This is a genomic window from Clostridium psychrophilum (assembly GCF_018861705.1).
Taxonomy (GTDB): domain Bacteria; phylum Bacillota; class Clostridia; order Clostridiales; family Clostridiaceae; genus Clostridium_AD; species Clostridium_AD psychrophilum.
Genome location: NZ_JAHLEC010000025.1, coordinates 1 through 12,461, shown reverse-complemented (window position 1 = coordinate 12,461; position 12,461 = coordinate 1). Strand labels below are relative to the sequence as shown.

The window sequence follows — 12,461 nt, the reverse complement described above, 5'->3', positions numbered from 1 at the left end:
GTTTACATAGTAGTAATTAATATGAATCTAACAAATTATGGTGTATAATATTTAATATGAACAAATCATTAAATAAAATGTTTGTTCTAAAGGGCTTTGAAGAACTTAGTAATAAAATGTTAACAATATTGACACTTAAATGCAACAATTATTTGGTAACATTGTTATTATGAAGTAAAGGTGTTTCGAAAGGTTTATTTATAATTTTAAAAACATACTATACTAAAAAAAGTTATTACATCAATTTTAAATTGAAATTTATATTATAGCCACTAAGGCGGAAATGGGGAAAAATTATTATGAATCAAAATTCTAAAAATGTATCTAAAAAATCTGTTATTTCAAATGTTTTTTATGTTGTAGCTGCAATTGTAGCAATTCTAGGAGTTGCATTATTAATTAACAATATTTACTTGTATAAAACTAGTTATAGCCAAGCTGTAGCTCAGGGTTATTCAGCTGCTACTGTAAAAAAAGCATTAATGACATCACAGTTGCTACCAGGAATATTTCAACCAATTGCTTTGTATGAAGGTATTGCATTTCTTTTGTTAGGTGTTGGTATAGTTAATAAAAAGATTTCAACGTCTTTAACATTATTAGCTAAAGCTGAGCTTTGTAGTGATAGTGTAAAAGAAAATGTTGATAAGGCAGAAACAGCTAAGAAGATAAAAATCGAAAAAGATATAGAAAAAGCCTAATAATATTAAGAAAAAGGACTTGTCTCAGTTATACTGAGGCAAGTCCTTTTTTAATTTTTAATTTAGTATAAAAATAATTTTAATTACATATAATAGTTATTAAATAATTAATATAGCAACTATTGTAGTAACTACTAAACCTATAATTACCGGCTTAATATTTTTCTTAGCAAGTTCAAAGGGATCAACACCACAAATAGCGGCTACTGGTATTACTGCCCAAGGAATTATTGTTCCACCACCTACCCATATTCCAGCTATTTGCCCTAGTGCTGTAAGTGTTGCTATACCACCACCGAGTGCTGTTGAAAAAATTCTAGCAATAGAACCAACGAGTGGTATACCTGAGAAACCTGAGCCGTCTAGTCCTGTAATTGCACCAACAACCGTAATTGTACCAGCTGAAACAACAGAATTGAGTGGAACGAGGTTTGATAGAGCAACGCCTAGGTCATTGACTATTCCGTTAGAATTTTGGGGAAGTATTTTTCCGAAAATATCATTAAGAGCTGAATCCCCTAAATAGAAGAAAGCAGCTATAGGAATAACAATACCAAATATCTTGAATCCAAATTGAAGACCTTTGACAAGATTATCTGTAATCTTCTCAAGTGATTTACCCTTATAAGTAAATATAGAAACTAAACTTAATACAAATATGGCGGTACCTCCAATAAGAGCCGTGGCGTCTCCACCTTGAAGCTTTGAAGTATACATTATATAGATGTCTACTGCGAAAAGAACTAAGATAAGTATCGCCATAATTCTTCTAATCATTTTTGAAGAAATAAGCATAGTCTCTGTTATATCCTTAGTTGTATCTACTATTTTGATTTGACTTAGTGGTCTACCTGCTTTTATATCACGCCTAAGATAATAAAAGGCTACTATAGTTGTAACTAGACCCATTGTGATCACAAGTGGAATACTTGCAGATATAACACTCGAAATAGGAATGCCCGCTCCACCGGCAGTAAGTTTAGGTGCTGCCTGGATAATATAATCACTTGATAGAGCTATGCCATGTCCAAATAAATTCATAGAAATAGCAACGCCCATGGCGGGCAATCCGGCTTTAATAGCAATAGGTAAAAATAATGCGCCAACGAGAGCGACTGCTGGCGATGGCCAGAAAAACCAAGATAAAATCATCATAACAATTCCAATAACCCAATAAGCTACCCAATAATTTTTAATAATCCCTTTAAAAGGAGATACTATTTCGTCATTTATGCCAGAAGCCACAAGAGTATTGCTCATAGCAGTTACAACTGATATTATGAAAATGGTAGGCATTAATTCTTTTGTTGCGTAGACGAAACTATTAAATACTCCCATTGTAGACTTTGAAATAGAACCAGTACCTGCAATGCCTAAAATAAATATACCTAATATACATATAAGTGTTATATCCTTCTTCTTCACCATAGCAAATATTATTATAATAATAAAGATAAGATATATATAATGGAGAGGTGTTAGTGTTACATTAATCATCAACTACTCCAATTAGAATTACTATAATATTAGGTTATGACAAAATACATACTTGGTTACAGTATTTTATATCCTTATTTGTCTACTTAATGGTTTATTTTGTAAAATACGAGTTTGTGCTTTATATTGTAATTCATTTAATGTCAATAACAGTGCTTTTATCTACAATGTTCCACCAAGTTTTACCAGGATTTAAGGGTAAGGTATTACCTTTTTCATCTGTTAAGACAGTCTGTGATGTGAAATCTTTTTTAGACCAGTGCATTTTAACAAACCTACCATTGCTAATAACATAACCATCACCTGTGCCAACAAGCTGAATGTTTAAATGAACTCCATCTTTTTGCTTTTTAATAGAAGTGATTTGTATCACTATATTTTTAAAGGTTAGAGGAAGATTATCTTCATTATTAAGTGAAGTTTTTCCATCCATGCTTTTTAAGTAAAGAACATTTTTATAGGTGTAACTAGTGGTGTAGAGTTTATTCATTTTTAGTAGAACATTTGTAGCTTTTGCAAATTTATCATTATTCCAATAGCTTTTGTCAAATTTCAATTTAACAGCAGGTGAGTATGAAAATTTCTTAGTTTTAACAAGAGTTCTTAACTTTTCTGTAGAAGTATAAAGGTTATGGGGTGCCTTTCTTATTGCATCTCTCCAATAAGTAGAGGTATTTGACATTTCATTCATGCTCATTAGGTTTTCATTTTTTATTTTATTAAGGGCTTCTTGACTTCCTCCACAATGTGCAAAGGGTAAATTATATTCTTTTGCTATATCTAAGAAATAAGGCCTGGCACTTCTAATTGGTCCAATTTTCTTTGCATTTTCTTTCTGAAATAAAGCAATAAATCTAGGGGTTCCACCTTCAGCCATGGTTTCATAAACTATATCTGCAGCGTTTAAACCTGATTGAGGTCTTGCAGATACAGAGTTTTCTACTATAGCAAGTACAGCAATATTGTTTAATACTTCTTTTTTGACCTCTTCACCAGTATATGGGGAATAGTATTTTTGAACTGTACTAACTGAGGGTTTTGATTTGCTGGGGGTAACAATAGATTCAGATTTTTTGTTACATCCCTGAGTTATAAAACCTACTGAAATAATTATACATAATAGTAGCATCGATTTATTTTTCAAATTAAGCATCTCCTTAGTATATTATTTAGAAAAATGTCTAGTTATACTTTCCTTTATTATAAACTATTTAAAGTACTATGTTTTAACATTATCCTAATATTACCAAAAAATCTATTATAATGCTAATATTTATATTATAATAGATAACATAATAGGTTTTATTAATAAATAAGCATGAGAATATATTTGGAGGGTGATTTTATGTATGATGTAATTATTATAGGGTCAGGGGTAGTGGGGGCAGCTATTGCAAGAAAACTTTCAAGATATGATTTAAATATAGGTATATTAGAAAAAGAAGATGACGTTGCAACTAAAGCGTCAAAAGCGAACAGTGGTATTGTTCATGGGGGTTACGCTGCTAAATATGGTACATTAAAAGGACAATTATGTGGGATAGGAAATAAGATGTATAAAAAACTTGAGAAAGAGTTAAATTTTGGGTATAGGCAAACAGGAGCATTGGTGATAGGATTTGATGAATCTGATGAGAAAAAAATATCAGAACTTTATGAAAATGGGTTAAAGCTAGGATGTAATGATCTAGAAGTTATAAGAGGCGAAAAACTAAAAGAAATTGAACCAAATTTAAATAGTGAAGTAAAAGTAGCATTATATGCTAAAAGCGTAGGTGTTGCATCACCATATGAATTTGTTATAGCATTAGTTGAGAATGCTATAACAAACGGTGTAGAACTTAAGCTTGAGCATGAAGTAACATCTATAGAAAAAGTAGAAGACAAATTTATTATACACACAAATAAGGAAGACGTAGAAGCAAGGTACATTATAAATGCTGCAGGTGTTAATAGTGATAAAATATCTAACATGGTAGGAATTAATTACTTTAAGATAATACCAAAGAGAGGTCAATATATTTTAATGGGTAAAGAGCAAGGCCACCTTGTAAATACCGTTATTTTTCAAGTGCCTACAGATAAAGGAAAAGGAATACTCGTAACAACAACGTATCATGGTAATTTTATGATAGGACCTAATGCAGAAGAAGTGAGTAATATAGATGATGTATCGACTACCACGGAGACTTTAAAAGATGTAATTACGGCGGCGAGAAGATCTATACCTGATTTTAATCTGCGAGGAGCATTAACTTCTTTTTCGGGTATAAGAGCCGTTAGTAGCACAGGTGATTTTATTATTGAAGAAAGTGAAGTAAAAAGATTTATAAATGTGGCTGGTATAGATTCTCCAGGACTTACATCATCTCCAGCAATTGCTCAAATGGTACTAAACATACTGAAAAAATCAGGCCTAAGTCTCGAAGAAAAGAAAAATTTTAATCCGTATAGAAAAGGGATAGTAGTTAAAAAAGACAATAATTTTAATGGAAAAATTGATGATAAAGATTCATCAAAAAACATAATATGCAGATGTGAGAAGGTCACAGAGGCAGAAATTATTGATGCTATTCATAGAAACATACCAATTAATTCGACTGATGCAATTAAAAGACGTACAAGAGCAGGAATGGGAACTTGCCAAGGAAGTTTTTGTAGAAATAGGGTTAAAGCAATAATATCAAGAGAATTAAATATTCCTTTAGAAAATGTAAGCGAGCGGGGTAGCAGTAGTTCTAAAGCACCAGTTAAGGCAGATATAAATATAATTAGAAAACTTAAATATTAAGAAGAGTAAAGCCTGGTAAAGCTTAAATTTGGTTTTCAAATTAATATCGCCTCCACTGTCCATAATTTGTATATGTATTTTATTAATAATATTATATATAGATATTGGATTTTCTTCTATTAAACAAGTATTAATGATACAATATATACAATAATTTGTTGTTTTATGGGGGTAATATTAATGAAAACAAAAGAAGAAGACATTAATTATGATAAAGCGATGGATATATTCGATTCTTTTGTTAACATTCATAATATGGGTAAATAAGATTTTTTAAAGAAAGTTTTTGTCAGTACTTTTAAATTGATACCAGAAGCAGAAAAAGGTTAATTTTATGAGCTAGATGGTGATAAATACATACCCGTATTTACTAAAGGATACGATTTTGAAACACTTCAAAAATTAGTTTTTAACAGAACTGATGCTTTTATTGATTATGAGTGCTCAGATGTTTCTAGAATAGATGCACATAAAATATATATAAAAAAACGTGATGATACAAAGTTTTCAAAGAAAATGATAGAAATATTTAAAAAGCTTGGAACTTATTCAGATTTCACATCGTTATATGCTCCAGTTCAGGTTGAGGGAGTGAATGTGGGGTTAATAAGCCTTGATGTTTTTAATAAAACTGGTTTTTCAAAAAACTCTAAAAAAATACTAAAGTTTTACGCACAGATAATATCTAATTTTTACTCTCAAAAGGTTTTTCATGACAAAGAGACTAAGATGTATGATGATATCGTAAGTGCTTTAGTATCGGCTATTGAAGTCAAGGATAAATATACAGAAGGTCATGCACAAAGAGTAAGGAAGTATAGTTGTGACATTGCAATTGAATTTGGAATGTCAAAAGAAAAAATAAAAGAGATTGGCACTGCAGCATTACTGCATGATATTGGTAAAATTGGAATTTCAACAGAAATATTAAACAAACCAGGTAAACTCACTGAGGATGAGTATAATATTATTAAACTACATCCTATATATACTAAGACAATTTTAGAGAAAATAAGTGATTTTACCACTGTTGCAAATATTGCTTACAGCCACCATGAGAATTATGATGGTACAGGATATCCACAAGGATTAAAAGGTGATGAAATACCATTTGAATCACAAATAATACAAGTAGCGGATGCATATGATGCAATGACTTCTGAAAGAGCATATAGAAAAGCAATGTTTAATAATCAGGCACTCGAAATTCTAGAGGAGTATATGGGTAAACAATTTAATCCTGAGATAGTTAAAGTTGCAATAAACTTACTTATGGAGTAAGCAACTTACTTATGGAGTAAGCAACTTACTTAGTAAAAATAAAATATCTATTATAATGCAAAAACTTATACTATAATAGATATTAATAAAGATTAAGTATTAAAAACTTTAAATGTTAAGATAATAAATTTAAGATAGACTGAAAACAAAGGAGTTGAGTGTCTTATATGGATAGATTAATAAAAATTAATAATAAAGAGGATATATTTGCAAAATATAAAAACACACCTATAAGTGATTTGTTGGAATATCATGATTTATTGAAGCCATATGAGGATGTAAGTAGTCCACAAATGTTAATAGCGATGTGCATGGATAACAGAAAATATCTTCATATACCAAACAATTTTGCATTTATCATTCGTTCTGGTGGAGGAACTCTACGCTTTAGTGAATTTAAGGTTTCTTACACTATAGCTATAGGAGGAATTAAAACTATTGCGCTTATAGCTCACAATCATTGTGGTATGGTTAATTTGATGTCAAAAAAAGAAAAGTTTATTCAAGGACTTGTTGATGTAGTGGGATGGGAAAGAAAAAGGGCAGAAGATCATTTTATGAACTTTGCCCCAATGTTTGAAATAGGTAATGAAATAGAATTTGTGCTTGAAGAAGCTAGTAGGTTAAGGACTAAATATCCTAACATATTAATTGCTCCACTTTATTATAATATAGATGATAATTTATTGTATTTAATTAAAGAGGATTAGCAAATGCATTTCTTAATTTAAGCTAGTTTGTTTTTTAACTAGCTTAGATAAACGCTTTATAGGTAAAATTGCTATAATTACACAAGTGATAATGGCTTCTAAACTCATATATGAACCGTTATATAAAAGTGAGTATAGATATACTGAGGTGCCTTTTGGAGCATAACTTCCGAAAAATACAACCCCGGATATAAAGTGGCATGCAAATCTTGCGAGCATTGCGAGAATTACTCCGATAAGTATTCCTTTAGTATTATATGATCTAAAGTAACCAACAATTCCAATAGCCATAAAAGGAAGGGGGTAATCAAATAATACTTGAACAGGATGAAGAGCAAAGGGACTCATTATAAAATTAATAATTCCAAATAAGAAGCCTGTTAAAAATCCAACTTCAGGACCATAAAATAGAGCTATTAATACGATGGGTACCATGCTTCCAGCAGTAACACTACCACCTTGGGGTAATTTGATAATTGTAATAAGTTGTAATACTGTAGATAATGCGACAGATATACCAACTAAAGTAATCATTTGAGTAGTAAATCTTATTTTCCTTATCCTTAAAATTAAATAAATTAATAAGAACACTCCAAGTAGTGCAAAAAGAGCAGTAGGACTTTTGGTAATTTCAGCAATTCTTTCATTATAAGTCATTTATATAGCCTCCATGTATTGTGCTATAGAAGTATTATGGTAAAAACAAAAAAACTATATTCACAAAGGAATATAGTTAATGTATTATACATTATAACCGCTTCCCTCCGCTGGTATTATCCAGATCAGGTATAAGGGATAATGAATAAAGTCTTCATATCTCAGCCATAAGGCACCCCTAGCACATATATTATTATTTCTATATAATTATATAATAGTGTATTACATTTTACAACAAATTTAAAATGATTGTTAATTAAAATGAGGATATAATAAATGTAGATTATAGAAAGTTTATTAGCTTGCTATTTATTATTAGGAGTGTTACGGTGTAAGTGATTTTATATTGTAGATTACAAATGCAGTTTCGTCTGTTGCAAATTATATTAATAAAGTTATCGTTCTGAATGCATAAGGGTTCGTCCCGAATGAGAAGGCGAGAGAATAGTTGTAATGTTATCAAAGATATACATTTGTAGATATGTCTTTGGTTTTGACAACCTATCCTTGTGCCTTCTTGGCGCAGGGACTTTTTATTTTATTTAAAAGAAAGGATTTTGTTGATGGAAACAAGAATTGCTTTAATTGGAATTATCGTTGAAAACGGGGATGCAGTTCCAAAGCTAAACGCTATTCTCCACGAATACAGGCAGTATATTATAGGTAGAATGGGAATTCCCTATATGAAACGGCATATTTCGGTAATAAGTGTAGTTATGGATGCACCTAATGATGTTATCAGTTCATTATCAGGTAAACTTGGAATGATACCACATGTAAACATTAAAACACTTTATTCTAAAGTACCACCACAATAAATAAAAACACGCTTAAACTATGTATTATAAGTCGATAAAGCTAAAAAAACAATAACATTAAAAGGAGTTTATGCTATGTATGATTCTAAGTCAAAAGTTGCAACAGAGTTTATTGAAGATGGTGAAATTTTATCTACCCTTGCATATGCAAAGGAAAATAAAAGCAATCGTAAATTGATTGATAGTTTAATAGAACGCGCTAAAGACTGTAAAGGGTTAACTCATCGAGAGGCATTGGTACTTCTTGAATGTGATTTAGAAGATGAAAAAGAAAAAATGTTTAAGCTTGCAAAAGAGATTAAACAAAAGCTATATGGTAAACGTATTGTTATATTTGCTCCTTTATATCTTTCGAACTATTGTATAAATGGTTGTGTGTACTGTCCATATCACTCAAAAAATAAAACAATACATCGTAAAAAACTTACTCAAGAAGAAATTGTTAAAGAGGTTATAGCACTTCAGGATATGGGACACAAGCGATTGGCTTTAGAGACAGGGGAAGACCCTGTGAATAACACAATGGAGTATTTGCTTGAAAGTATCAAGACCATATATAGTATTAAACATAAAAATGGAGCTATAAGGCGTGTTAATGTAAATATTGCTGCAACAACTGTAGAGGATTATAAGAAGCTCAAGGCAGCAGGAATAGGTACCTACATACTTTTCCAAGAAACTTATAACAAAAAAAGCTATGAGGAGCTTCATCCAACGGGACCAAAACATAATTACGCATATCATACGGAGGCAATGGATCGTGCCATGGAAGGTGGGATTGATGATGTAGGAATCGGAGTCTTGTTTGGTTTAAATATGTATCGTTATGACTTTGTAGGACTTCTAATGCATGCAGAGCATTTAGAAGCAGCAATGGGTGTGGGTCCACATACAATTAGTGTCCCACGTATTTGTCCTGCTGATGATATTGATCCCAATACATTTTCAAATTCAATTTCAGATGATGTTTTCGCTAAAATTGTAGCAGTTATTCGTATAGCTGTTCCATACACTGGAATGATTGTTTCAACTCGTGAATCTAAAACAAGCAGAGAGAGAGTGCTTGAAGTAGGAATATCTCAGGTAAGCGGAGCCTCATGTACTAGTGTTGGTGGATATGCACAAAAAGAAACGAAAGAAGATAATTCAAAGCAATTTGAAGTAACTGATACACGAAAATTGGACGAGATTGTAAACTGGCTCTTGGGACTTGGTTATATTCCAAGCTTTTGCACAGCTTGTTACAGAGAAGGACGTACAGGTGATCGTTTTATGAAACTTGTAAAGGCCGGTCAAATCAGCAATTGTTGTCAACCTAACGCATTAATGACTCTTAAGGAATACTTGGAGGATTATGCTTCTGATGACACCAAGAAAAAGGGTGAGGTAGTAATTAAGAAAGAAATTCCTAACATTAAAAATGAAAAGATTCGTGCTATTGCAGCAGAACATTTAAAAGAGCTTCATGATGGAAAACGAGATTTCCGTTTTTAATATTACAAAAGAGGTGTAGCAGAATTTGCTACACCTCTTTTGTAATTTTGTTAAATCATTTACATAATTGGTAGAATAATTACTAAGTTTGAAAGCAAAACCTTACGAGCGAAATTGAGCTTCTTCTCCAATAATATTTTTAGTATCATGTTTTAATTTTAATGTTAATATAAAACCAACTGCAATTATTATGGCAGCAACGGTAAGCGAATGAGAAAAACCATTGTATAAAGCATTTATTTGATTTGCAGAATTATTTGCATTATGTGCGTTATTTAAATAACTATTTTGATAAGCAGTCATAATTCCTAAAAATAAAGCTGAACCAAAAGCACCAGCTAGTTGCATCGAGGTGTTTAATATTGCAACACCATCTGCTTGATTTTTATGTGGTAATTCATTAAGTGCACTTGTCTGGCTAGGTGACATTGACATAGCTATTCCTATGCATATAAAACAATATATAATAATAATTGTTGTTATAGAAGTTTGTGGAGTAATGCGAGATAATATGAAAGCGGAAATACATATTATTGCAAAGCCAACTGAAATTAATATTTTACCACCTATTTTATCATAAAGTTTACCAACAAATGGGGTTAATATAGCCATAACAAGAATTGCAGGTAGTAAAGCAATTCCTGATACAAACGATGATGTTTTCATGCCATTTTGTAATAGCATTGGTATTATTATACTCATTGAAAACTGTAATATCTGCATTATTACGATCAATAATACACCTATTGTGAACACCGGATGTTTAAATGAGCGTAATTCTAGGAGAGGCTCTTTTAATGCTAATTGACGTTTACCAAACAAAAATAAGGATATAAGACTAATTCCCAAAATTATAACAAGTGGCAATGTCTGCATCGTACCTACTGAACTTACTGCAAATATAAATCCAGCAAAACCTACAGTTGATAGTAAGATAGATAAATAATCAATTTTTGGTTTTGTTATTTCTGATGTGTTTTCTAAAAATATATAACCGAAAATCATACAAATAATTATTATGGGAAGTATTAATATGAATAATGCATGCCAACTAAAATATTGTAGTAATAAACCTGAAACTGTTGGACCAAGTGCAGGACCTAATGTAATTACACAAATGCATAATGCCATTGTTGAACTACGTTTTTCTGGAGGGTTTACGACTAATGCTGTATTCATTAAAATAGGTATAAGCATACCGGTACCGGATGCTTGGATCAATCTTGAAATTAATAATGAAATAAATGACGTAGAAAATACAGCCATAATAGTTCCTATTAAAAATAATGTCATTGCACTTAAAAACAGTTGTTTTGTAGTAAATGTGCGAATAAGGAAAGCTGTAACTGGCACAAGAATTCCAACTACTAATACGTTACCTGTAGTAAGCCATTGTGCTGTAGTTGCTGTAATATGCATTTCTACCATTAATGTCGGAAATGCTACATTGAGTATGGTTTCGTTAAATAGTGATATAAAACTTCCAAGTAGTAATACAATCATAATTGCTTTTGCATTATAATGCTCGGCCACTTTGGCATAACTTTTTTCTGAATTCATAAATTATAATCTCCTCTGAATAATATTAGACTAGTCTATATAAAAATTAAAATAATTTATACATTTTGAAAATATTTTATTAATTAGCTTTTAACTACCATCTTAAAAAACATTCTAGCAAAATGTACATTTAATATTTATATTAATTTAATGTTTGTTATTTAAATAAGGGGTCAATAAAAATTTTATTTGATTGCTAACAATAAGAAAGATATCATTACTTTTTTGAGTAAGTGATACTGTTATAGCACCTTCAATAATAATTTGTATAAAAACTCCTAATTCTTTTGCAACTTCTTTTTCAATTCCACTTTGGACTAATTTTTTAATATACATGTTTTGTAAATCTGTAAAAGATTCACTACAAGCTTATCTTAACGGTTCGTTTGACAAATAAGTTTCTAATGCTATCAGACTTATAGAAAAGCCCTTTTGGTTTCTTTCTTTTTCTAAATCTCCAATTATATTTTTAATAAGAGTTTGAATGGCTTCAATTGGATTTGAATACTTATCCAATACAATCTGTAATTTTGATTTGATAGAATTGCTTGCTAGGTGTATGGCTTCTAAGGCCAACTCCTCTTTCCCATTAGGGAAATAATAATATAAAGAACCTTTTGGCGTTTCACTTATCTTTAAAATTTCGGTTAATCCTGTGGCATTATATCCTTTAGATTGAAAAAGAATTGCTGCAACACTAAGAATTCTTTCTCTTGAATTAGTCTTGTTTTTCATCAATTTATCGTCCCTTCTTAAATTATAATATAACGACTGGTCTATATGTATATTATAAGTTATATCTAAACTTTGTCAAGATATAATTAATTAAAACTGTATTTAGTATGATCGAATTGTGATAATGTCCTATTATACCGAATTTGATTATGTCCCAAAAAGAATATAGTATAATAAAACCTCATGACTAAGAAATGAGGTGGACAAAATCAGAAAG

The 12,461-nt window shown here is 30.7% G+C and carries 10 protein-coding genes, 1 pseudogene and 1 riboswitch; of the genes and pseudogenes, 6 read left to right on the top strand and 5 right to left on the bottom strand.

What is annotated here, in order from left to right; genetic code table 11:
* Positions 1-299: 299 nt before the first annotated feature.
* On the top strand, positions 300-701 hold the full coding sequence (locus tag KPL38_RS07625; RefSeq protein ID WP_216288553.1) for a hypothetical protein: 402 nt from the start codon (positions 300-302) through the stop codon (positions 699-701).
* Positions 702-800: 99 nt separating this feature from the next.
* Here KPL38_RS07625 and KPL38_RS07620 read toward each other — a convergent pair whose 3' ends face one another.
* Both KPL38_RS07620 and KPL38_RS07615 read right to left on the bottom strand, forming a co-directional pair.
* Positions 801-2,198: a hypothetical protein gene (locus KPL38_RS07620; protein ID WP_216288552.1), complete on the bottom strand. Its 1,398-nt coding sequence runs from the start codon at positions 2,196-2,198 to the stop codon at positions 801-803.
* 133 nt (positions 2,199-2,331) lie between these two features.
* Positions 2,332-3,342 (bottom strand): DUF3048 domain-containing protein, encoded by a 1,011-nt coding sequence (locus tag KPL38_RS07615; protein WP_216288551.1) that lies wholly within the window; start codon positions 3,340-3,342, stop codon positions 2,332-2,334.
* Between the two features lie 201 nt (positions 3,343-3,543).
* Between KPL38_RS07615 and KPL38_RS07610 the strand changes: the two genes are divergently transcribed.
* The 3 genes from KPL38_RS07610 (at position 3,544) to KPL38_RS07600 (ending at position 6,980) form a co-directional block, all read left to right on the top strand.
* Complete coding sequence (locus KPL38_RS07610; protein ID WP_216288550.1) at positions 3,544-4,989, top strand: NAD(P)/FAD-dependent oxidoreductase; 1,446 nt, start codon at positions 3,544-3,546, stop codon at positions 4,987-4,989.
* A 516-nt stretch (positions 4,990-5,505) separates the two neighbouring features.
* Entirely contained in the window at positions 5,506-6,270 is a 765-nt protein-coding gene (locus tag KPL38_RS07605; protein WP_246577868.1) for an HD-GYP domain-containing protein, read from the top strand.
* Positions 6,271-6,437: 167 nt separating this feature from the next.
* Positions 6,438-6,980, top strand: a complete 543-nt coding sequence (locus KPL38_RS07600) for a carbonic anhydrase (RefSeq protein WP_216288549.1) — start codon at positions 6,438-6,440, stop codon at positions 6,978-6,980.
* A 12-nt stretch (positions 6,981-6,992) separates the two neighbouring features.
* Here KPL38_RS07600 and thiT read toward each other — a convergent pair whose 3' ends face one another.
* Positions 6,993-7,637 (bottom strand): energy-coupled thiamine transporter ThiT, encoded by a 645-nt coding sequence (gene thiT / locus KPL38_RS07595; protein WP_216288548.1) that lies wholly within the window; start codon positions 7,635-7,637, stop codon positions 6,993-6,995.
* 85 nt (positions 7,638-7,722) lie between these two features.
* Positions 7,723-7,827: riboswitch (TPP riboswitch) on the bottom strand.
* A 373-nt stretch (positions 7,828-8,200) separates the two neighbouring features.
* On the opposite strand from thiT, the gene KPL38_RS07590 reads away from it, so the two are divergent.
* Both KPL38_RS07590 and hydG read left to right on the top strand, forming a co-directional pair.
* The gene (locus tag KPL38_RS07590; RefSeq protein WP_216288547.1) at positions 8,201-8,455 is read left to right on the top strand and encodes a TM1266 family iron-only hydrogenase system putative regulator; all 255 of its coding nucleotides are present in this window, start codon (positions 8,201-8,203) and stop codon (positions 8,453-8,455) included.
* A gap of 75 nt (positions 8,456-8,530) precedes the next feature.
* Positions 8,531-9,949 carry a [FeFe] hydrogenase H-cluster radical SAM maturase HydG gene (gene hydG, locus KPL38_RS07585; RefSeq protein WP_216288546.1) on the top strand — a complete coding sequence of 473 codons (1,419 nt, stop codon included), beginning with the start codon at positions 8,531-8,533 and terminating at the stop codon, positions 9,947-9,949.
* 102 nt (positions 9,950-10,051) lie between these two features.
* Here hydG and KPL38_RS07580 read toward each other — a convergent pair whose 3' ends face one another.
* Both KPL38_RS07580 and KPL38_RS20310 read right to left on the bottom strand, forming a co-directional pair.
* Positions 10,052-11,509: an MDR family MFS transporter gene (locus tag KPL38_RS07580; RefSeq protein ID WP_216288545.1), complete on the bottom strand. Its 1,458-nt coding sequence runs from the start codon at positions 11,507-11,509 to the stop codon at positions 10,052-10,054.
* 147 nt (positions 11,510-11,656) lie between these two features.
* Positions 11,657-12,244: pseudogene (locus tag KPL38_RS20310) on the bottom strand (TetR/AcrR family transcriptional regulator).
* Between the last annotated feature and the right edge of the window lie 217 nt (positions 12,245-12,461).